The 23,199-nt window shown below is 45.2% G+C and carries 19 protein-coding genes; 14 read left to right on the top strand and 5 right to left on the bottom strand.

Annotated elements, in window-relative coordinates; translation table 11 throughout:
* The first annotated feature begins 161 nt into the window (after positions 1-161).
* The 8 genes from SPEA_RS21445 (at position 162) to SPEA_RS21410 (ending at position 8,118) form a co-directional block, all read left to right on the top strand.
* The gene (locus SPEA_RS21445; protein WP_012157276.1) at positions 162-2,114 is read left to right on the top strand and encodes a TonB-dependent receptor; all 1,953 of its coding nucleotides are present in this window, start codon (positions 162-164) and stop codon (positions 2,112-2,114) included.
* A gap of 17 nt (positions 2,115-2,131) precedes the next feature.
* Positions 2,132-3,496 (top strand): ATP-binding cassette domain-containing protein, encoded by a 1,365-nt coding sequence (locus tag SPEA_RS21440; protein ID WP_012157275.1) that lies wholly within the window; start codon positions 2,132-2,134, stop codon positions 3,494-3,496.
* Positions 3,486-4,157, top strand: a complete 672-nt coding sequence (locus SPEA_RS21435) for an energy-coupling factor transporter transmembrane component T (protein ID WP_012157274.1) — start codon at positions 3,486-3,488, stop codon at positions 4,155-4,157. Before SPEA_RS21440 ends, SPEA_RS21435 begins: the two co-directional genes overlap by 11 nt.
* Entirely contained in the window at positions 4,154-4,690 is a 537-nt protein-coding gene (locus tag SPEA_RS21430; RefSeq protein WP_012157273.1) for a hypothetical protein, read from the top strand. The genes SPEA_RS21435 and SPEA_RS21430 overlap by 4 nt, the downstream gene beginning before the upstream one ends.
* An 84-nt stretch (positions 4,691-4,774) precedes the next feature.
* Positions 4,775-5,533, top strand: a complete 759-nt coding sequence (locus tag SPEA_RS21425; RefSeq protein WP_012157272.1) for a DNA-binding protein — start codon at positions 4,775-4,777, stop codon at positions 5,531-5,533.
* On the top strand, positions 5,533-5,769 hold the full coding sequence (locus tag SPEA_RS21420; RefSeq protein ID WP_041411160.1) for a hypothetical protein: 237 nt from the start codon (positions 5,533-5,535) through the stop codon (positions 5,767-5,769). The genes SPEA_RS21425 and SPEA_RS21420 overlap by 1 nt, the downstream gene beginning before the upstream one ends.
* A gap of 243 nt (positions 5,770-6,012) precedes the next feature.
* Positions 6,013-7,197, top strand: coding sequence for an HD-GYP domain-containing protein (locus SPEA_RS21415; protein WP_012157271.1), 1,185 nt, complete (start codon positions 6,013-6,015; stop codon positions 7,195-7,197).
* Between the two features lie 207 nt (positions 7,198-7,404).
* A complete protein-coding gene (locus SPEA_RS21410; RefSeq protein WP_012157270.1) occupies positions 7,405-8,118 on the top strand; it encodes a DJ-1/PfpI family protein in 714 nt (237 codons plus the stop codon).
* 504 nt (positions 8,119-8,622) lie between these two features.
* On the opposite strand, the gene SPEA_RS21405 is transcribed toward SPEA_RS21410, so the two are convergent.
* From SPEA_RS21405 to SPEA_RS21390, 4 genes are all read right to left on the bottom strand, one after another.
* The gene (locus SPEA_RS21405) at positions 8,623-9,603 is read right to left on the bottom strand and encodes a YeiH family protein (RefSeq protein WP_012157269.1); all 981 of its coding nucleotides are present in this window, start codon (positions 9,601-9,603) and stop codon (positions 8,623-8,625) included.
* A 600-nt stretch (positions 9,604-10,203) separates the two neighbouring features.
* A complete protein-coding gene (locus SPEA_RS21400; RefSeq protein WP_012157268.1) occupies positions 10,204-11,382 on the bottom strand; it encodes a diaminopropionate ammonia-lyase in 1,179 nt (392 codons plus the stop codon).
* A gap of 107 nt (positions 11,383-11,489) precedes the next feature.
* Complete coding sequence (locus tag SPEA_RS21395) at positions 11,490-11,873, bottom strand: RidA family protein (protein WP_012157267.1); 384 nt, start codon at positions 11,871-11,873, stop codon at positions 11,490-11,492.
* Between the two features lie 19 nt (positions 11,874-11,892).
* Positions 11,893-12,573: a helix-turn-helix transcriptional regulator gene (locus SPEA_RS21390; RefSeq protein WP_012157266.1), complete on the bottom strand. Its 681-nt coding sequence runs from the start codon at positions 12,571-12,573 to the stop codon at positions 11,893-11,895.
* Between the two features lie 339 nt (positions 12,574-12,912).
* On the opposite strand from SPEA_RS21390, the gene SPEA_RS21385 reads away from it, so the two are divergent.
* From SPEA_RS21385 to SPEA_RS21370, 4 genes are all read left to right on the top strand, one after another.
* Positions 12,913-14,079 carry a M24 family metallopeptidase gene (locus SPEA_RS21385; protein ID WP_012157265.1) on the top strand — a complete coding sequence of 389 codons (1,167 nt, stop codon included), beginning with the start codon at positions 12,913-12,915 and terminating at the stop codon, positions 14,077-14,079.
* Between the two features lie 65 nt (positions 14,080-14,144).
* Positions 14,145-14,924, top strand: coding sequence for a maleate cis-trans isomerase family protein (locus tag SPEA_RS21380; RefSeq protein WP_041411159.1), 780 nt, complete (start codon positions 14,145-14,147; stop codon positions 14,922-14,924).
* Between the two features lie 39 nt (positions 14,925-14,963).
* Entirely contained in the window at positions 14,964-15,950 is a 987-nt protein-coding gene (locus tag SPEA_RS21375) for a DMT family transporter (protein WP_012157263.1), read from the top strand.
* A gap of 82 nt (positions 15,951-16,032) precedes the next feature.
* Positions 16,033-17,187: a M20 aminoacylase family protein gene (locus SPEA_RS21370; protein ID WP_012157262.1), complete on the top strand. Its 1,155-nt coding sequence runs from the start codon at positions 16,033-16,035 to the stop codon at positions 17,185-17,187.
* A 915-nt stretch (positions 17,188-18,102) separates the two neighbouring features.
* Here SPEA_RS21370 and SPEA_RS21365 read toward each other — a convergent pair.
* Positions 18,103-19,206 carry a hypothetical protein gene (locus tag SPEA_RS21365; protein ID WP_012157261.1) on the bottom strand — a complete coding sequence of 368 codons (1,104 nt, stop codon included), beginning with the start codon at positions 19,204-19,206 and terminating at the stop codon, positions 18,103-18,105.
* 370 nt (positions 19,207-19,576) lie between these two features.
* Here SPEA_RS21365 and SPEA_RS21360 point away from each other — a divergent pair, with 370 nt between their 5' ends.
* Positions 19,577-20,677, top strand: coding sequence for an NADH:flavin oxidoreductase (locus SPEA_RS21360; protein ID WP_012157260.1), 1,101 nt, complete (start codon positions 19,577-19,579; stop codon positions 20,675-20,677).
* A 567-nt stretch (positions 20,678-21,244) separates the two neighbouring features.
* Positions 21,245-23,197, top strand: coding sequence for a BCCT family transporter (locus SPEA_RS21355; RefSeq protein WP_012157259.1), 1,953 nt, complete (start codon positions 21,245-21,247; stop codon positions 23,195-23,197).
* The last annotated feature ends 2 nt before the right edge of the window (positions 23,198-23,199 follow it).

Raw genomic sequence — 23,199 nt, 5'->3', positions numbered from 1 at the left:
TTAGGATGTTTCGTGGGTCATTTTGTCGCGCACTGGGTTGTGTTTCTTTTCCCATTGTTCAAATTAGTCGATCTAAGTTTGTTTTATGATTTTATTTGCTTGAGTGTTAGCTAGCGCTTTTTGAAAATACCGCAAAAATATCGTTAGGATGATGAGATTCAATGAAAAAACAACAAAAAGCGCTGAAAGTATCCACCTTAGCATTGGCAATGAGCATGGCTTATCAAGTGCAGGCTGATGAGATAGAACGAGACCCTATTCTTGATGTAACAGATGTGATTGTGGTGCATGGTGAACGTGCCTCTGTTACCGAAGCTGCAACCACTCACTGGAGTGTAGATGCTGAAGAGATCAAGGCATCAGGAGCACAGAGCTTAGATCAAGTACTTGAAAACGTCCCGGGAATATATGTTCGAGTCGGTGGCGATTCAACTCCGCGTGTCGATATTCGAGGCTTAAAAACGCGCCACATTACCTTCTTAATTAACGGCGTGCCTGCAAGTAGCACTGAAGACGGTCAGTTTGACCCAAGTGTTATTCCAACAAATCAAATTGCCCGAGTTGATGTTTCTGTAGGCCCTACATCTGTGCTGTACGGCCCTGGCGGAAGTGCGGGTGTTATTAACATTATTACCAAGCAAGGTGATGAATCAGCTTCTCTGTCAGGTAAAGTTGAAGCCGCTGCTGACAATACTCTGAATGCTGATATTAGTGCGGCGGGTTCAGGTGACAACTGGCAAGGTATTATGAGCGTTACTCATCAAGAAACTGATGGCACGCCTATGCCTGATGATTTTGAAGATACGCGCAATCAAATCGGTGATGTACGTTTTAACTCCGACAGAAAGTTAACTAACTATTATGCGCAAGGCAGTTACTTTATCAACGATTCAACTAAGTTGATGGCTAACTATACTCAACGTGATGGTGAGTGGGGAAAGTCGCCTACTGTTGACCGCAAGAAAACCCCATCAAGAATTGAAGACTTCAATGAGCAAAGCATGCAGCTTGGTGCGGCGCATGAAATAAACGAGAAGTATGTTGTTCGTGGTTTTGTCTACTATAACCAAACAGATATGGTTGAGAACTTCTATAATCATAGATTAAATAATTTAAATAGTATTGTCGAAAGTACCTCTAAAGTCAGTGGTACGAATATTCAATTTATTAGTGAGTTTGATTATGGCGCTGTGTTAACCACTTCAGCCATTGTTGAAAAGCAAGATTGGTCATCGCATACAACTTCATTACGTAACGTCGTAAAAGGCAATGGTAGCGGTGGCGGCACTGGCGGCGGTCAAGGCGGTTCTGGCGATATCGATGAAAGCTTGATGGTTTATACCGGTGCTGCAGAGTACCAATATCAAGATGACGGTAAGTATGGCTACAGCTTAGGTGCAGCGGTACATAATTACGATCTTGATGTTAACAGTGAGACAGATTTTTCAGCGCAAGCATCTGCATTTTATCAAGTTACTGACTCAAGCCGCATCCATACTGGTCTGGCACGAAAAGTGCGTTACCCATCGATCAGCGATCTATACGCACCTAACAGCGGTAACGTGAACCTAAAAGCTGAAGTAGCTAACCAGTTTGAACTTGGTTTACAGCAATCTTTACCTTTCGATAGTCAGTTAGATATCAGTAGCTATATTACTGATGCCAATGACTACATTGCTAAAGATGATAACAACCAAGAGCAAAACATTGGTGATTATCGCTTCATGGGTGTTGATTTGCAGATGACTAATCAATACTTCGATAGCCTAGGGTTAACGTTTGCCTATAGCTATATCGATACAGAAGATCGTGCTACCAATGAACGTTTGCAATACCGTCCTACGCACAATCTGCGCTTGCAAGCGAGTTATGACTTTTCCTTTGGTTTAACGACGCGTTTAAACGCTGAGCGCGTTATTGATCAAGTGAACGGCAAAGGTGTTCAATTAGATAATTACACCTTAGTCGATCTAAGTTTGAGTCAAAATATTTGGCATGACAATTTAGAGCTATATGTCCGAGCTACAAACCTGTTTGATGAGCTTTATTATCAAAGTGACTTTATGCCGCAAGCGGGTCGTCAGGTGTTTGTCGGTATTAACTGGCAGCTATAGGGCTATCGGGGAAGAGTATGAAACTCATAGCGCTAGAAGGGATTCATTTCGGCTATGGATCGAACCAAAGCGAGATCTTGGATGATCTCAATTTGGTTGTTAATCCGGGTGAATGCCACTGCATTAATGGTCCAACAGGCTCGGGGAAATCCAGTCTATTGCATCTACTCGCAGGGGAGCTGTCTCGACCCTATGAGGGGGACGTATATCGTCATCCCTCATTGTTGGTCGGCCTGGTCATGCAAGATCCCAATGTACAGGTTCTACGCCAAAGTGTCGGCGCTGAAATTGCTTTTGCTTTGGAAAACCTCGGCATAGCAGCCGACTCCATGGTTGAAAAGGTGCAGCATTCACTGCGGCGAGTCGGCCTGTATATCAGCCTAGATACGCCTGTTGAAGTGCTGTCGCTAGGGCAGAAATATCGGCTGATGTTAGCGGCACAGTTAGTGTTTAAGCCATCGCTACTGTTACTCGATGAGCCTTGGGCGCAGCTCGATGATAATGGCGTGAAAGAGCTCAATAGCGTACTAAAAGCCTTACTAGATGATGGCGTGGCGATAGTCATGGTCGAGCATAATCCCAGCGCATTTGCGAGCTTAGTTGACCACCTCTGGTTACTTGAGGGCGGCCAGCTTAGAGTTGGGCAGCGTCAGCATGCTCCGGCCATAGCTGAACTCGTGAACATAAGAGCTAGTGTTAAATCCCGTCATCGTGATTGTGTGGTGAATATAGCGCCGCATCAATTTCGTTTTGTTGACCAAGAGCCACTGTTTAATTGCGAGCAGAGCTTATCGCTGCATCGCGGTGAGACTGTAGCTCTAGTTGGCGATAACGGCGCGGGTAAAAGTAGCTTACTGAAAACCTTAGCAGGCATTCAGGCCAACATCGCTAATTTACCGATAAAGGTAATGAATAAACGACCACAGCTGGGGATTTATGGCAGCGATTTAGGCCTATTAATGCAGCGACCTAATCGGCAATTGTTTGAGCAAACGGTATTAACCGAACTGCAATTTAGCTTAAAACGCTTCAAGTTACCTTTGGTGCGGGCAGAACAGATCTTGGCTGAGCTGGATTTGCAGGCATTAGCAGATTGCTCCCCACACAAGCTGTCTTATGGTCAGCAACATATTATTGCTTTGGCTTCTTTAGTTTGTTTGCAGCCAAAGCTGTTACTGCTCGATGATCCTTTTGCAGGCTTAGATAAACAACATGTGGCCAAAGTTGTGCAGATTATACTGCAATTGAGCGCTCAAGGCTGTGGCATCTTACTTTCGAGTCATCGTAGCTTGCCATTTTTAGAAGTAGACCGTTACTGGCTTATTGAAAACGGTCATCTGCGTGATGGCGCACAAATATCAGAGCAAGTAAATGTGGGCTAAAGGGCGCATTGCAACCAAAATGGCATACTTTCGTATTACTGCCACCCAATATTGTGCCTGCGCATTACTGCTGAGCTTAGTGTTATCGAGTAGCGCTTTTTTCTTGCCTAATAGCGCGCTTGGCGGGCTGATCATAATTGATATCTTGCTGGTTATTCACGGCGTATACCTAAAAAATAAAATCTCCGCTTTACTGCGGTTAGGCTTAGCGCAACTGGCATTAACCTTGCCGCTTTATTACCTTATTCACGGCGAAGGGCAAATGCTCGAAGGCGTAATCGTGGTGCTACGAGTGTTCTTAGCATTGCTGCCTGGCTGGTGGTTGTCTGCCACGCAAAAGCCAGAGCGAATTGGCGAGGTGTTGAGCTGGGGTTTACCCGCTAAATGGGCGTTTGTGATTGCCTCCTCGATAGGTTTATTGCCGTACATGCTGCAAGAAACCAAAGAAATTTATGCCATTCAATGCTTACGGGGCGCCAATATCACTCCTAAAGCCTTACGGAATCCTAAAAATTGGCCGGAACTGATCTACTGCGTAGTGCTGCCAGTGCTAATTCAGCTACTTAAATTATCAAAACAGATGGCGAAAGCCGCCAAACTGCGTCATTTCGGCAAAGTAAATAAGCCAACCCATTGGCCTGCAAAAAGAGAGGAAGAATGAAGTCTCAATTCGATCTGCAAGACGCCTTATTTATCGGTTTTTGTGCCACCTTGTTGGTGGTTTTAAAAAGCATGTTGCGACTCAAGCTTGGCTTAAGTGGCCACTCAATGTTTTTGATGACCTTTTTCTACCTTATTTGCTACGGCGTAGTTAATCGCGTTGGCGCTATGACAGCATGTGGTTTATTAGCTGGGCTAGTGGCCATGATGCTGAGTGTTGGTAAAGGGGGCCCAATGATCTTGCTTAAGTTTGGTTTGCCAGCAATGGCAATGGACTTGGCGTTACTGTTTATGGCTGGGGCATTTAGTTTGCGTTGGCAGAGCATAGTATTGGCGATAATTGGTTGTTTGGCGTGGTCAGGCAAAGGTTTGATAAGCAACTTATTAGTAGGAATGAGTGGTCAAGTTGCACTGGCTGAATTTGGCCTTAGCTTTATTCAAGGTGGCATGTTTGCTGTGGCCGCTGCGCTATTAATTCCAACGGTTCTAAGCCGTTTGCACGCACACGATTTATTGCCGAAAAGGCCTGAGTAACGACGTAAAAGATAAGCATAGCTATTTTACGCGGTTAAGAACTCATTCGACGTAGAAACATAACATTAATAATAAGGGTTTTAGATGAAAGCTTGGTTGATCTGCATTGATGATACTGATGATATTGGCACTAAAGGTACAGGCGAAATCGCTGAAGAGATTGCAGCGAAATTGACGCCGCTAACACTACAAGGTGGACAACAACCTATTACCCGATTCGTCACACGGCATCAGCTATTCGTACACCCAGATATTCCTTATACGTCGCACAATAGTGCTATGTGCTTTCAAGTTGAAACAGAACTCGACTTTACAGAGATAAAAAGTATCTGTATTGCTCACTTACTGCAAGAATCCGCTAGCGCATCAGATCCGGGGCTGGCGATTTTGGATTTAGCGTCCGACTACAATGTTGAGCAGTTAATTGCGTTCGGTCAACAGTCAAAAGTGGAAGTTAAAACCAAAGAGCAAGCCTATGCCTTGGCGGCCGAGATCGGTGTTGATTTGTCTGAACATGGCGGCACGGGTCAGGGCATTATTGGTGCATTGGCGGGTTTAGGCTTACGCCTAAGTGGTCAAGATGGTCGAGTTAAGGGGCAGCTAAGACTTGGCTCGGACATTGATGAGTCGTTAGCTGTGCAGCTATCGGTAGCACAAGTGCTTAAACAGACTGGGTTGCAAGCGGCTATTGCGACTACAGGTGAAGTATTAAGTCATGAGCAGGTAGTTAGTTTGGCTGGTCAAATCAAGGCTGTGTACACCCAACATCAGTTTGCTTTATTAGTTAGCAATGAGTCAGGTGAGTGGCGCAACGCGACTAAACAACAATTAAAGGCTTATTAATGAACAAGGGAAGTGGTATGCAACAGTGGTTTGTTCAAGTTAACGACCTCTGGCAATTTAATTTCGGTGTAGAAGACTATTTGGCCGCACGTGAGGCTGCAGCAGCTTGTCAGAAATTCATTAGCGATGATGAAGACGAACACACGGATAATGTTCTACGCTCTTGTTACAACTGTATGTATCGTCGTTGGCAGCCCAGTAGTTTCCAATGCTATAAAGCCCGAGTAAAAAAGTAGCGCGAACCGCGTTAAGTATTTGTATTTTATATTAGCGTTTGCAGCGTATTTGTTGTGCATTAGAAGAGATTAATTAACTTTGTCTATGGTGATTTAACAGCGCTCGGAATAGAATAGCTAGCTTTCACAGAAGATAAAAATGGGCTTGGTGTAAACTGAGTCACAACATAAAACCACTGTGAAGAGTACAGTTGAATATTGTCACTGTAATTTAGGCTAAGTCATCCGGGGACCTAAGAGATAATGGGTGATTCAATTGAATCAAGTAACTTAATAAAAATACCTGTATCCAAGCTGAAGCTAGGTATGTTTGTTGAGGCCATCGACAAAGATAAGAGTCTAGTCAACATCGCCAATGCGGGACAAATTCGCAGCGCCGAAGCCATATTGAGATTGCATAAAAGCAATGTCAGTCATGTGTGGGTTAACGGCGAGCGCTCACTGCCAGAGTTAGGTTTAGGTAAAGTCGTATCGGCGCCTAAACCTGTGGCAAGAAAAGTGAGTGTTGAACGTGCTACGACTCAGAAGCAGGCTAAAGAGCTTATTGTTGAGGCAAAAGATCTCATCCAAAAGGTGCTGTCTGAAACGTTCGAGGGCAAAGCGGTAGAGGTTGAACCTTTCGAGGCGTTAGCCGACAACTTAATTGAGTCTGTTATGCTCGATGCCGATGCGCTTAAATGTGTGTCAGCCCTGCGTTCCAAAGATGCTTATCTATTAGAGCACTCTATCAATGTGGCATTTTTGCTTATTACCTTTGGTCGTTACCTCAAGTTTGATACCGATATGCTGCGCCAGATGGCCATCGGTGGCATTTTGCATGATATCGGTAAGATTAAGGTCGACAGCGAGATTTTAAATAAGCCAAGCAAACTCACTCCGGAAGAGTTCGAGCACGTTAAGTTACACCAAACTTATGCAGTTGAGATCATGGGGCAGACTAAAGGCTTATCCCAGATCAGCCAAGATATTAGCCTGATGCACCACGAGAAACTCGATGGTAATGGTTACCCTCTTGGTCTCAAGGGCGATGAAATACCTACCCATGGCCGTATGAGCTGTATTGTCGATATCTTCGATGCCTTAACCGCCACTCGCTGTTATAAAGAGGCGATGAGCCCAGCCGCAGCATTTAAGATCTTACTTAGCCTGACTCCTCACCACTTAGATCAACAGCTCGTATATGAGTTTATCCGCTGTATCGGCGTCTACCCTGTTGGCTCCTTAGTGCAGCTGTCCGATGGCCGTATCGGTATCGTCTGGGAAGCAAAAGGGCGCAATGCGCTAAATCCTAAGGTGAAGTGCTTCTATTCGGTAAAGCATAAGTGCTACACCAAGGTTGAGATCATCGACCTGCTCAGATCGTCATTAAATATCGAGAAAGGCATATCGCCGAGTAGCCTAGAGATCGATCCCACCCCTTTTTATTAAGCACTGTCTTAATTGCCTATCGCCACTAACAAAAGCGCTGAGTTCAACTCGGCGCTTTTTTGTATAGTGATACCTCCCATTTATTTTCAAAATTTGAGCGGTCTCTATTTTTGATGAACGGATGCTGTTTTGGTTTGAAAATCATTGAATTAATTATTGTTAGCGCAGACTAAGTCAGCACAAGATAATGGGATAGATGGGAAAGAGATGCAACGTAGACAGTTTATAAAAGGGGCTTCATTGATGATGGCCGCCAGTATTATCGCACCCACACTACAGGCTAAAACGAGTTCGCCGTTATCAGCCGCTAAAACACCGTTTACCACAGGTAAATATCGAGTACTGGCGTTGGTATTTGATGATTACGAAACCTTAGATCTACATGGTCCAATAGAGATGCTAGGCCATATGCCAAATACCGAGATAAAGCTGGTGGCCGCTAAGGAGATTGTTAGCAGCTACCAGGGACCGCGTGTGCTGGCTGACTGTTTAACCGAGCAAACCTATGACTGTGACCTACTGTTAATTCCTGGGGGACTGGGTACACGAACCTTAGTTAATGACACAGAGCTGCGCCAATGGTTAATCGCGCAGATCGCACGTAGCCAGAATGTATTTACCATTTGTACAGGCACGGCATTGCTGGCAATGACCTCGGTACTCAATGACCGTAAAGCGACTACCAATAAAATGGCCTATGAATGGGTGACATCGCTGAACGATAATCCACAATGGCAGCCCAAGGCTCGCTGGGTATTTGATGGCAAGTTTTTAACTTCATCAGGCGTATCAGCAGGAACAGATGCGGCACTGTTTTGGATCAAACAGCTACATGGCGATCAGGAAGCCAAGCGAATTCAGATCCTGACGGAATACGACTGGAATGATAATCCGCATAATGACCCCTATGCCGTCGGTTAACCGGTTTAAAAGCCAGCTAGATATAAGCAAATAATCTAGTCTTATCCAAATAAGCTATTAATTAGTAATAAAGGATCTTGGCGGTGTTCGCCATAAGCATCAATACTAGCTATTTATTCAGCCTGCCTAAGAGGGGAGATGACATTGAATAACTGGCTAATATTATTGTGTTGTGCAGTGTTAATTGCCGCCTCTTTACTGACGAGTGGGCTCACCCGTGCGTTAATCGATTTAGGCGCATTTAGTTGTTTATTGGGGTTATTATTTTGGCGAGACAATGGCAAAAAACAGCGCTCATAGGCGCTGTTTTTATATAGATGTTATGGCTAAATCAGCGTGCTGCTAGCTAATGGCTTGCCAGAATATACGCCTGTGAGCTACTGCCAATCGCAAGCCATAACAGTATGCCTAGGCTTTGAAGAGGGACGGTTTAGGGCCGGTGGCTTTCATTTTCTGAATGCTGGTAGCAATTAAAACTAAGTACGCTACTAATAATCACTTCAGCTAGCTCAGCAACAGAATATAAGTCAGTGAAGCACTGCCAATGGCTAACCACAGTAGCACCCCTAAAATCAGTGGCTTAGGGCCAGTGGCTTTCATCTTCTGAATGGTAATTCCTGCACCAATCAAGAATAGACACACCACCAACACTCGCTTGGATATCTCAAATATTGCGCTGTAGGCTGCTTCTCCCGCTGGCACAAAATGTGCGATGGCGATAGCTAAACAGTAGAAGCCGATAAAGTAGGGGATGGCCATCTTATTCTTATCGCCTTTAAACAGCATGGCGCTGATTAACGCGATAGGGATGATCCATAGCGCTCGTGCTAGCTTAATCGTGGTGGCAGTGGTCAGCGCTTCATTACCATAGGCCGAGGCTGCACCAACCACAGAAGAGGTGTCGTGGATGGCAATCGCACTCCACACGCCAAAATCATGCTGACTCATAGAGAGTGCATGGCCGATGGCTGGAAACACAAACAGCGCGACAGAGTTAAGGATAAATACCGTGGCTAAGGCGATAGCCGTTTGTTCACTGTTCGCTCTAATTGCTGGTGATACCGCGGCAATGGCGCTGCCACCACAAATGGCGGTGCCTGAGGCGATCAGGTAGCCAGTTTTATGATCCAGCTTGAGCAATCGCGTGAGTGCCAAACCTAGTATCAAGGTCAATACAATCGAGCCCAGAATGAGTGGCAAGTTTTGCAGACTGATTCTGACCGCTGCGTCTAATTGAATACCAAAACCTAAACCTACAATCGAGTAAGCCAAAAGCTTCTTGGTCAGTGCCCCTAGGTGTATTTGATCCGGCGCCCAGCCAATGCTGGCCAAAGTGAAGCCCAAGATCAACGCCACAGGTGATGACACCATAGGTAACAGGCAGAAAAGACCAGCAATAATAAAGACGACTAAATGAAGCTTATTAGGAGGCTGGGCTTGATTCTGGAGTTGTTTCTGTGGGGGATTCTGGGTTTTAGCTGTCATCAATTAAGGCTGCAGAAAAAGGCGGGTCGGCTTTAAAGTATAGCGCTTGCACTTGTTTTGATAAATTAAATAGTGCTGATAGTTAGCGTAAATATAATTGAAGGTCCTAGGGAAAGCTAAGACGGTAAAGCCAAGACGAGGACGGGCTACGCCCTGCGAGGGCGTGACTGCGTCATTTCGAGGGTGCGACCTTGTCGCTTCTAGGAAAGGCAAAGGCGTTAAAGCTTAAAAGATAGGTCCTAGGTCCTAGGAAAAGCTAAGACGGACGGCCTGCGTCCTAGGGAACGTGACTGCGTCACTGACGGAACGCTGTGCTTACGGAAAAAGCTAAGACGGTAAAGCAACAATCAAAAAATATTAGGCTCAACGAGTCCGTTATGGCGTTGCTTTTAATCTTTTCCTAGCAGCCAACTTGTTGGCGTCCTCGTAGGTACGAAGTACCGCTCTAGAAGCGAGCCTGCGAGCGCTCTATCTTTAACCTAGTAGGTGCTCAGCACCGTCCTCGCAGTGAGCCTGCGAACGTCCTAGAACCTAGAACCTATTTTTAGATAACAAAAAAGCCACTATGTAAGTGGCTTTTGTTATCTAAATTCGAAGAACTTATTTAGCAGTGCTGTGCATGCCTTCCCAAACGATTTGACGGTAACGGTCTGGGTTAGTGTCGCCTTCAGTGCTGAACAGCATGATAACGGCATCTTGATCTAGGCCAAGCTGCGTGCGGTACTCGCTGTACTCTTCACGGCTTGCTAGCATGTAAAGTAGGCCTAGAGTTAGTGCACCTGACTCACCACTAACAACTTTAGTATCACCCGCTAGTGGGTTACCAAGAACGCGCATCCCCGTCGCGGTTACTTCATCTTCAACTGATGCGAAGAAGCTGCTGCATTGCTTAAGGATAGGCCAAGTGACTGGGTTAGGCTCGCCACATGCAAGGCCTGCCATGATAGAGTTTAACTCGCCAGTTACTGCAACCATTTCGCCTTTAATGCCTGAGTTGTAGATACAATCTGCTTTTGCAGGCTCAGCAATAATAGTCTTGAAGTTAGTCGCGCCAACTTTGTCAGCGAAGTAACCTAATAGACCGCCAGCCATTGCACCAACACCTGCTTGTAGCATTAGGTGAGTTGGCTTAAGACCCATGGCTTCAACTTGCTCTTGCGCTTCAACGGCCATAGTCATATAGCCTTGAGAGATCCAAGTTGGGATCTTGTCGTAACCTTCCCATGCAGTATCTTGTACTAGCATCCAACCGTTTTCAGTCGCGGTTTGGTTAGCAATACGTACGGTGTCGTCGTAGTTACAGTCAGTAACGATACACTCAGCACCTAAGTTTTGAATGCGAGTCACACTCGCTTGAGATGAACCCTTTGGCATGTAAACAACAGCCTTTTGGCCCATTTCACGTGCAGCCCAAGCCACACCTGTGCCGTGGTTACCAGCAGTTGCAGTAGCGAAAACCAATGGCGCGCTTAATTTAGCGGCAACAGTTTTCATATCAATTTCACTGATATCTACATTTAAGTGCTCAGCAAGTTGCTTACCTAATGCGTAAGAACCACCCAGTACTTTAAAAGCGTTTAGACCGAAACGGTAAGATTCGTCTTTAACCAGAATTGCTTTAACGCCTAAGCGTGCAGCAAGCTGCTCTAAAGAGACCAGCGGTGTTGGCTGGTAAGCTTCGATCTGCTGGTGGAATTGACGAGTTTGTTCAGCGACTTGAGCAGTGAAAAGTTCAGAAGTCTCGCCGTTAAAGAAATCATTTTGAGTCAGCTTTAGCATGGTAACCACTATAAATTTTGAACAGGAGGACTGCTGTCCACTTAACCCATGTTGGCAAATGGACAGTCAGATTGACTTAAATAGGTCGTTAATAACCTAAATTTAAGTTATTTGATGAAAGCAATCGCTTCAACTTCAACTAGTGCGTCTTTTGGAAGACGAGCAGCTTGTACGCATGAGCGAGCTGGAGCCGCTTCAGTACCGAATACTTCAGTGTACACTTCGTTGAATACAGCGAAGTCTTCCATGTTAGCTAGGAAACAAGTTGTCTTAAGTACAGTGTCAGTACCCGCGCCAGCTTGCTCTAGAACAGCTTTAAGGTTCTTTAGAGATTGGTAAGCTTGCTCTTTAACGCCGCCTTCAACGAAAGCCATAGTCACTGGATCAAGAGGTAGCTGACCAGAGGTGAATACTAACTTGTCGAAAGCAAGAGCTTGAGAGTATGGACCAATTGCAGCAGGAGCATTTTCAGTATGGATTACAGTTTTCATAGCGTTGTTATCTCGATAATTAGGATTTAAATTCACGGATGTACTTGTACACCGCATGCTTGGTAATGCTTAAATGGTTAGAAACTATGTTAGTAGCTTCTTTCAATTCAAAGATGCCGTTATCAAACAACACCTTAGTAATAGCTTTATTGCGACCTTTCAGATTGACGCTGTCATCAGCTTCCACTTCTGCAATCGCGTGGTTTAGCGCTTGCTCAACCACATCTCCAGCCGATGCGCTGAAGTTTTCTGTCATATCAAAACTGTGATGCTGGGTTGTATCTGGCATCAAGGTCTTAATAATTTCTGGGAACGGATACGACAAGTTCATATTGACGCAAAACATGCCAATTGGTCTGCCTTTCTCGCCCTGTAATATGCAGGTGCTCGACTTCAACATCTCACCACCCTTGTTATTACTAAAGTAACTCTTAGGTGTTAGCTCACCAGTTTGTTCGTACTGGCGCAGCATCTTTAAACCTAAATCTGTTATCGGCGATCCCACTTTGCGACCGGTATGGTGACCGTTAACTATTTTTACTACTGACTGTTCAAAGCTTTCTAATGAATGGATCACGACTTCACAGTGAGGGCCTATAAGATCGGCCATGCTTTCAGCTAGATGGAAATAGCTTTGCAGTAACTCACGATCTCTAGGTGTAAATTCCGTTTTAAATGCCTGTTCTGCCGCTTTGATCATTTCAGATTACTTTTGTGAACTATAGATGCCGTTATTGTCAACTTTTTGGGTCTATAATTCAACCCTTGAATCAACTTTATGTAACTATGGGACGTTTTTTTGCGGTTTTACGCAAGTTAAATTTAACTATGGTTTAAAATATTTGACTTTGGTCATGGTTTTTTTGTTTAACAGCATATCCTGAGTTAACAGATTTTGACTATGAGATATATGTCACATTTTTAAATTCAGCAAACAGTATGATGCGCACCAAGTTAACGATAGTTGACTAAAGCAGATTTCCGGTCACTTTAGTGACCTTTTGGCAAATAGGCCAGTTGTGTGGATGTGGAGATAAAAATGAAAAGCATATTACAGCGTGGATTTACAACAGCTGAATTTGAAATGCGTGCAACTAAAGCACAGCAGAAGATGCGTGAGCTAGAAGTCGACGCGATACTGTTAACTACCGAGCCTAACGTGCGTTACTTTTCAGGCTTCCACACCCAGTTCTGGCACAGCCCGACTCGTCCATGGTTCCTAATCCTACCTGCTGAAGGTAAGCCAATCGCGGTTATTCCTGAAATCGGCGCAAGCGGTATGGCGGGTACTTGGGTTGATGATATCCGTACTTGGGCATCACCACGTCCTGATGACGACGGTATCAGTATCGTAGCTAGCGTACTTAATAGCTTACCTTCACGCTTTGGCCGTGTAGGTGCAACACTAGGTATTGAATCTCACCTACGTATGCCAGTGGCTAACTACCTACAGTTAACTACATTAGTCAGCAAAGAGTTTGTTGACGTTTCACTAGCGATTCACGACATTCGCCAAGTTAAGTCTGTGACTGAAATTGAAAAGGTGCGTGAAATTTGTCGCATCACTAACGTAGGTTTCGACAAGATCCCTAGTTACGCAAAGGCCGGTATGACAGAGCGTGAAATCTGTAAGCAGTTCGGTATCGATATGCTGATGGAAGGCGCCGATGAATGTCCATACATCATCGCTGGTTCAGGCCAAGACGGTTACGACAGCATCATCATGGGTCCAACTGACCGCGTGATCGAAGACGGCGACGTACTAATCATCGACACGGGTGCAGTACGTGACGGTTACTTCTCAGATTTTGACCGTAACTGGGCATTTGGCCACGCAAGTGAGCAGACTAAAGCCGCTTACCGCGCAACTTACGAAGCAACCACTATGGGCTTTGAAGCTGCACGTCCAGGTAACACCACTTCAGACATCTACAACGCAATGTGGAAAGTACTAGAAGCTAACGGCGCACTAGGTAACGACGTAGGTCGTCTAGGTCACGGCCTAGGTATCGAGCTTACTGAGCGTCCATCTAACACAGCAACAGACAACACAATATTAGTGCCAGGCATGATCATGACTCTAGAGCCAGGCATGGTTTACGCACCTGGTAAGTCTATGGTTCACGAAGAAAATATCGTGATCACCGAAAACGGTGCCGAGTGGTTAAGCAAACGCGCTGAACCAGAACTACTGATTATCAAATAATTTTAATATAGCCATTGATTTCTCCGGAGGGAGCCGGAGAAATCATTACTGAAGAGCATCTCATTATGATGAGTTTTGAAGCCTTTACCTCGTTTGAACAGCCGCTTGAGCACAAGCAGGCACCAAGAATTAACCGCGTACACATTGGTTTAGTGCAGTTAAGCACAGACCACAGTCTAGAAATGGACTGGGCTAAGTTACTCGGCACCCAAGCAGGCGTATTCAGCTCTCGCGTCTACTACTCAAGCGAAATGACTCCTGAAGCACTCGATAAAATCGCTAGCGGAATCGTTGAAGCGTCTGACTTGATCGCAACAGGTCTACCTATGGATGTGATGGCATTTGGCTGCACATCAGCTTCAATCATTATCGGCGAAGAGAAGGTCGCGGGTCTATTGACTCAAAACCGTGGTGACATCCCAGCGACTAACCCATGGACTGCGGCAAAAGCGTCATTCAAGCATTTGAACGCAAAAAAAATCGCGGTGTTCTCTCCATACCCAACTAGCGTTAACTACCCGCTATATCAGCAGCTAACAGATGCTGACTTTGACGTAGTCACTCTAGGTTCATTGGGTATCGAACGCGATACAGACATCACCCTAGTGGCTAAAGAATCTATGTTCGCAGCGCTAGAGCAGATGCTAAAGGACTCAGACGCAGAATTAGTATTTATGTCATGCACCAACTTACGCGTGCTTGATTACATCGAAGAGATCGAAGCCAAGTTCGGTATTCCAGTAGTGTGCAGTAACTCTGCCATGTTCTGGCATGCAATGCACCTGACCGGCAACGTGGCTCAATGCCCAGGTTACGGCAAACTACTTAATAATCAAACAGCTTAAGCTGTTGACTACCAATTACAAATTGTTGGAAAAATAAAAATGACTAATACACAAAAAGGTTGGATGGCTGCGATTTTCGTTGGTCTGTTATGGGGTATCCCGTGGATTGTTGGTACACCGATTCTTGAAGTAATGGATCCACAAGTACTAGTTTGGTTACGCTATACCGTTGCATTCGTGACCCTAGGTTTGATTTTCAACATCGGTCTTGCGTCTGGCAAGATGAAGAAGAAAACCGATTTTAAACTTAACTGGCAGAACCGTAATGACATCTTCTGGGCTGCATGTTGCGGTATCATTGGTCAAGGCTCTTTCAGCTTCCTATCATTCCTATCTTTGGATTATATTACCGCCTCTGAAAACGGCGTGATCCAAGGTTTGATCCCAATCCTTATCTTGAGTGTTGGTTTCCTACGCCACGGTGAGCGTTTCACTGTTATGCAAATCATGTGTGCGTTAGGTGCTTTCCTAGGTGTGGCGATTCTAGTAATGGACCCACAGTCTGAAACTAAAGGCTTCAACATCGGTCACCTGATCTGTTTCGGTTCAGCAGCAAGCTTTGCATGTATGGCTTACGCTCGTGCAAAACTAGCAGACAAGTACGGTTCAGTAGCGACTATGTTCCACCAGTTTGTATTTGCATCACTAGGCTTTGGTCTGTACCTGTTCGTTGTAGGCGCTGATTTTAGCTCTGCATTGAACGTATTCAGCTCTCCACTACGTATCCTATGTATCGTTATCTTAGGTGTGTGTATCTCAGGTATGAGCTACCTAGTTTACATCTACGGTATGGAGCGTGTAGGTGTTGACGGTACCGGTATGGCACTAAACCTAATGCCACTATCTTCATTCATCCTAGCGGTATTCGCACTAGGTGAGCAGGTAACGCCGATGCGCTTAGTTGCTATCGCAGTGGTTATTACCTCGATGATCGCCTTCATGAAGCTTGGCAACAAGAACAAGGCCAAAGCAGAAGAAGTTGAAGCTGAGCTAGCTGTAGCACCTAAGCCTTGCCGCAGCCAGTAACTGAATAATTCAGTTAGCAAATTGAATCAATTTTTATCACCGGTGACCTAGTCACCGGTTTGTTGTTATAAGAGAAAAGCATATGAATATCGAACAGAAAGTTATTGAGTGGCGTCATCACATTCACCAGCACCCAGAGTTTGGTACCCAAGAGCACGAGACTGCAGCATTTGTAGCAAGCAAACTAGAAGAGTTTGGTATCGAAGTGCACACTGGCATTGGTGGCACTGGCGTTGTGGGTATCTTAAAGTGTGGTGATAGCGATCGTTCAATCGGCCTACGTGCCGATATGGATGCACTGCATATTCATGAAGAAAACACCTTCGATTACGCCTCAGTAAACGAAGGCGCAATGCACGCTTGTGGTCACGATGGTCACACGGCAATGCTACTTGCTGCAGCCCATGAGCTAGCACAAACCAAGAACTTCGACGGTACTGTTTACTTCATCTTCCAACCTGATGAAGAGCGTGGCACAGGTGCTAAGGCTATGATTGCCGACGGCCTATTCACTCGTTGGAAAATCGACGGCGTGTACGCAATGCACAACCTACCGGGTATTGAAGCAGGTCACTTCGTGACGCGTCCACACTCTGTTATGGCAAGTGAAAGCAGCTTCGAAATCGAAGTACTTGCAACGGGCGGACACGCGGCAATGCCACACATGGGTACCGATCCGATCGTGGTTGGCGCGCAAATCGTGACTGCAATCCAAACTATCGTATCGCGTAACCTAAGCGCGATTGACGAAACAGCAGTTATCTCGGTAACAGAATTCGCTACTAACGGTACGGTTAACGTTATCCCAACTAAAGTGACTATCACTGGTGATACCCGTAGCTTCACCGATATTGCATTAAACAAGATTGAAAAAGCCCTTGAGCGTGTAGTCGCGGGTCAGTGTATGTCAGCTGGCGTTGATTACACTTACAAGTTTAACAACAGCTTCCTATCGACTATCAACACACCAGCTGAAACGGCTTATGCGGTTCGCGCTGCTGAGACTGTTGTTGGCGAAGATAAAGTTAACGGCAGCTGCCAGCCATTCACTATCAGTGAAGACTTCTCGTTTATGCTACGTGAAGCACCAGGTTGTTACATCTTAGTGGGTAACGGCGCTGGCTGTGGTTGTGGTAGCGTGGCGCTACACAAGCCAACTTATGACTTCAATGACAATATCTTAGTATCTGGTCTGAGATACTGGCAGACTCTTGTTGAACAGTGTTTGGCTAAGTAGTTCGTTATAAACTATTTGCTATAGTTAGCAGTGTTTAGATTAAGGCTATGAGCTTAGGTTCATAGCCTTTTTTGTTACTTGGTTTTGCGCCAAGCGGGCGCATTTTATAACTAATCAAACTTCGTTTGATATTTCTATCAGGCTGCGCCTGACCTCAAAGTTAGACTTCGTCTAACAACTAAAGTCGTGAGCTTCCAGCTCACACTCGGGCAAAAGGGGGACAACAGCTTCCCCCTCTTGCATCACCCTAGCCGCCCCGACGAAGTTGTAGATCCTCAGTCATTTTCGAAAATAGCTATCGCCTCATATTCGCCATCCCTGACTCACCTAAGGCTACCTCGGCATCCATGCCTCGCTCACGCGATTGTCTTCAATGACTTTGGCAACTTCGATGGGGAAGCTGGTGTTTCCTGTTAGCTTCACATTTGCTAGTGAATCTTTCTTTTTATGTGAAGCACCAAAGGGGGGGGGGGAATGCTTTTCTAAACCCGTGCAGGTACGGCTTAGGCCTTCGAAAACCAGGTGAGAGATAACGAAGTTATCAAGCTCTCGAGCGAGAGGCAGGGATGCCGAACTGGCCTTTAAATAGGGATGTTGTTTGTTTTCGCAGAGCGGTCAGGGATGACGAAAAGCGAGCCTAAGAAGTGTCTGCACATGCGCCGGCTGCAGGCCATTGGAACCATTGATGTTGGAAGATACATCAAATGCTTCCTAAGCATTGATGAAGAAAAGGTTCTCTGCTTTGGGGGAACTTCTAAGTTCTGAACATAAGGTCGTTCATTCACATCCATGTGTTCACGACATTCGGACATGCTGTCCAGCACAGTCCCTGATAATTGCAACCACTGAAAGTAGATTTGAGTTTCCACTCAAAGGTAGCTTCAAGGTTCCACCATTTGACCTGGAAATGGAGTCTTACTCCATTAGCTTAAGCTGACTCTTGCCGTACTCAGTAGCAAACGGCATCGCCTCTTGTGGGTTGAGGGTGAACTCGTTTTCGCAGCCGCTGCCGTTGGGTGTTTCCCAAATTTCGATGCCTTTTGGGCTGAGGGTTAGGTAGAAATAACCTGAGCCGTCTGAGTTATCGCAATCCTCAACAACTTCCATATCGGCAAACAGCTTTGCGCGTAGGGCGGGTGGCAGTTGATTACGCATTTCATCGAGGGCGACGTCTTCGCTAAACCATTGCCATGGATTGAATGGTTTGCCATCGCTAAGATTGAAGCTGGTGAATGAACGGTTGATGCCGCCGGCGCCATAGCCTGCTGCCCAGCGGTAAAATCTCACACTTAACCAATGCTGATTAATAAAGCTTGGTTCTGCCCCGGTTTCATCTGTGATTGGCAAGCCTATTTGCGCCAACATTCTGCGGCGGGTTTCAAAGGTTTCTTCAAGTTGAGTCTTACTCGTTAGTTTCTGTTTTAACCACTGATTAATTGCTGGTATGCCAGTTTGCTCGCCTTTAAACTCTAGGCTGATTTCTGTGCCATAGCTGAGTTGACGGTAGTTAATTTGCTGAGGCTGGTGAGCTTTGGGGGCAATCGAGTCGGTATTATCAAACGGTTGCCATTTGCCACGACTAAGTCTTGGCGCTATTTCTAGTGGCTGGTTGAAAGCATCGCTGCTGCAATCATTTATGGCGTCTGGACTGATTTGGCGTTCAAGCTTGATGGTTAATGATTTGCTAGAGGCTGACGGCTGTGCCTTAGATGGATCCGTAGAAGTCCACTCTTTATTAGACCAGCGGCCAATAAGTTGCTGCTCGCTCACATTATCAAACTGCCAGAAGCCAGTTTGCTTGTCTTCTTGCCAGTGGTTATCGACCTGTTCGAGTCTTATCGGCGTTAAATAACGCTGATAGTAATAACTGCCGGTGCCGTACTCATTAAAGCAGACGCGGATTTTGCTCTTACCTAAAGTACCTTGCCAGATCCCGCTTAAGTCATCGGAGGCGAATACTGGCAAAGCAATGCTTGAAAGTAGTGAAGCGAAAATATAAGGCAACATGCGATGGTACATAGGGTTTGTCTCAGAAAAAGTCTAAAAATGCCTGAAAAAGGGATTAATTAGATTAATCGTTAGTACGATATTTTGAGCGGCAACATTAGCTGGTTAATTATTTAAAATCAAAACGTTCCGCAAGTTTTGTAATCGTGGTCTCTCTAGAAAGTAAGTTTTCAATTTCCGCTAGCCAGGCTAATTCTCAAAAGCTGAATCTAGTTTAAGGTAATTCTTATATTTTGCGCGTAATATCCCGCGCCTGCTGCGTTCTTTATGTTGATGAAGAACGACTGACTACAGCCATGCTTTTCTAAAGTGTGGCTGTTGTGTTTTTACTGTTTGCTATTTTTGTTGGTTAGTACTGAATAAGATTTTAAGAGGATTGCACGTGAGCACTTTGTTTTCACCTAGCCGTATTGGCAAGATGACACTGAAAAACCGCTTTGTGAGAAGCGCGACCTGGGAAAATATGGCGACTGAAATTGGCCATATGACCGACAAGTTGTACTCTGTGTATGAAGAGCTGGCTAAAGGTGAGGTGGGGCTGATTGTCACGGGTTACGCTAACATCGTTGCCGAAGAAAAGCCTAACGCTGGCATGATGGGTATGTATGACGATTCGTTTATTGCTGAATACCAGAAGCTGACAGACTTGGTGCATGGCTATGACTCGAAAATCGTGATGCAGCTGGCTTATGGTGGCACTAAGACCACTTACAACGTCGGGGAGCGAGTGATCTTTGCCCCGAGTGCTATTGCTGAGCGTGGTACTCAAACCATGGGGAAGGCGATGACTAAGGCTGAGATCGATTACATCGTAAAGGCGTTTGCCGAGGCGAGTCGCCGCGCACAAGAGTCAGGCTTCGATGGCGTTGAGATCCATGCGGCGCACACTTATCTGATTAATCAGTTTCTAAGCCCATACTACAATCAGCGTGAAGATGAATATGGCGGTAGCCTTGAGAACCGTATGCGCTTCTTGCTGGAGATCTACGCAGAGATCCGCAAACTTGTTGGTGATGATTACCCTATTTTAGTGAAGCTGACCGCCTCTGAGTTTTTTGATGGCGGCTTAACTTTTGCTGACACCCGCAGCATTTGTAAAACGCTGGAGTCGATTGGCGTCGATGCGATTATTATCTCTGGCAACATCCATGGTAATGCCAATACTGTGGTGGGTGAACAATTTGATGGTTATACCATTCAAAGTGAAGGTTACTTCCGTGAATATGGCGCCGTGGTCAGTCAGGAAGTTAATCTGCCAATTATTACCGTAGGCGGATTAGCTGATATCTGCGCCATTGAAGAACTTGCCAATAGCACTAATATTCAGTTTTTTGCACTGTCACGCCCATTACTGGCCGAACCGCAGCTTATTAAGCGCTGGAAGGAGGGCAATGCTGCTGAAGTGGATTGTGAAAGATGTTCTAAGTGCCGTACTAAGCGCGGTAACTTCTGTGTGGTATATAAGAAGCGTAACGCCGCTTAAGTTTTATTACTAGCAACAATGAGGCGCAGTAATCTTGGGCCTCATTGTTATGCTTTCTTAATACTGATTAGTATTTGATTTGTATGAGTCGGTCCCGATTTCTCTCTTTCTTCTCTCTTTTTTACTGCTTATCACTCTGTTTATAGCTGTTGCCTCGAGTGTGGTGTCTTGGATGCTCTTGTTACTTGTCAGTCTTAAAAATCATCATTTATATCAAGATACGAAATTGTTTTGAAAGCACGCCATAAAGGCGTTTAGGCGACTTTTGCAGCATTAAAAACTCTTAGATAATATACACCTATAACCATATGGGAGTTGTATCACATTTTTGATTGATTCGAGATATAAGTTTGTCGACAGAACCCTCGTTTAACATTATTTTATCCTTGACCCCTATTAATCGTAATTTGGGCAACTTTCGAGTGTTATTAGCTCTACAAAAAAAACGTTCACACACAATATTCATCCTATTTTAACTTCAGTTAAACCTGTCTGGCCTTCAGTACGGGGAGGAGCTTGTGGAGTGCACTCAATCAAATCTGTGTTTAGTTGTTGCGGACAATAAAAATGAAAAAACACTTCGAACTGATCGATAAGCCGACTTTTTTCGGCGCACTATTACTGCTTTGTGCAGTTGTTATTCCCTTACTGTTATTTCCAGCAGAAGGAGCTGAGTGGATTGCAGTTGCTAAAACATTTATGACAGACAAACTAGGCTTTGCTTATTTAGGTTTAGGCTTAGCGGCATTTTTCTTCATGATCTATATCGTTTTCTCTGATATCGGTCAGATTAAACTAGGCGATCCTGATGAAAAGCCAGAGTTTGCGTTGGCGTCTTGGGCGGCAATGTTATTCTGTGGTGGTATCGGTGCCAGTATTTTGTATTGGGGTACTATTGAGTGGGCATATTACTACCAAAACCCACCATTCCAGCTAGAAGCGGGCAGTGAAGAGGCGGTGCGTTGGGCTGCCACTTACGGCTTGTTCCACTGGGGACCAATTGCTTGGTGTATCTATATGATCCCAGCGATTCCAATTGCTTACTTCTTCTATGTGCGTAAGCAGCCAGTACTAAAAGTCTCTGCTGCTTTAATGCCGGTTATTGGCGAAGCGAATAGCTTTGGTAAGCTAGGTAAAGTCATTGATGTGCTATTTATCTTCGGTCTATTGGGCGGCGCGGCAACCACGTTAGGTTTAGCGGCACCATTGATTAACGAAGGTATTAGCTACCTGTTTGGTATTCCTGCGACGACTGGCAGCCAAATTTTAGTGCTAATGGTATGTACCGGTATCTTTGCTTACTCTTCTTACATGGGCATGGACAAAGGCATTAAGATTTTAAGTAACATTAACTTCTGGGGTGCCTTAGGTTTACTGCTGTTTGTACTGGTTTGTGGCCCAACAATCTTCATGTTGGAAACAGGCTTAGATTCAATCGGTCGTATGTTGTCTAACTTCTTTGTTATGGCGACTTGGGCTGAGCCTTTCGGTGGTATGGGTACGTTTGAAGATACCCACTTCCCACAAGATTGGACGATTTTCTACTGGGCGTGGTGGTTAGTATTTGCGCCAAGTATGGGTCTATTTGTTGCACGTATTTCACGTGGTAGAACGATTAAGCAGATGGTGTCTGGTGCGGTATTCTTCGGCTCACTAGGCTGTTCAATGTACTTCATCATTCTTGGTAACTACGGTTTATCACTGCAGTTGTCTGGTGAACTCGATGTGGTGAGCATTCTGAATGCAGAAGGCGCGACTCGCGCAATCTTCGCAATTTTAGAAACACTGCCATTTAGTACCTTGGTCATTGCTGTATTTACCTTGTTATGTGTGATTTTCACCGCGACGACTTTCGACTCTATCTCTTACATCTTAGCGTCAGTTGTACAAACTAACGTGACTGAAGATCCTTTGCGTTGGAACCGTCTGTTCTGGGCTTTCACTCTATCATTTATGCCTTCGGCACTGATGTTTATGGGCGGCTTAGCAACATTGCAAACGGCGGCGATTGTAGGTGGTTTACCACTTCTGACTATCGCGGTGATGTTAATGATCTCCGGTGTTAAGGCGGCGACATTAGACTTAGCGCATCAAGATGATTACGTCGATCCTGTGATTAATATTTCAGATCTACCTGATGTCGACCCTTGGAGCAAAGAAGGTCAGGCATTGGCTCGTTTTGAAGGACTACGTGATAACGCTATCGAAGCGGCAGAGCTTGAGCGTGAAGCTAACGATGCTATCTGGATGCTTAAGAAGCAGTTACGTAAAGAGGCATTATCACGTGGCGAATCTAGTGTTGACTTGGGCGATGCACCTGATGAGATCATCGAAAAACTACGCCAGTTAACTGATGACTCGATGAAAGCTAAAGAAGCTAAACTTGCGGCGTCAGAGCTTGCACAAGAAGCACGTGTAGCCTTCGATGCGCTAATGCGTAGCAAGGAAGAGGAAGAGGCATTATTAGCTCAGGAAGAAGTTAAGCAGGCTATTCAAGCACGATTGAATACCCCTAGCTAATT

Origin of the sequence: Shewanella pealeana ATCC 700345 (assembly GCF_000018285.1) — a bacterium.
Lineage (GTDB): Bacteria > Pseudomonadota > Gammaproteobacteria > Enterobacterales > Shewanellaceae > Shewanella > Shewanella pealeana.
The sequence above is the reverse complement of the archived record's forward strand: the minus strand, read 5'-3'. Positions and strand labels throughout refer to the sequence as shown.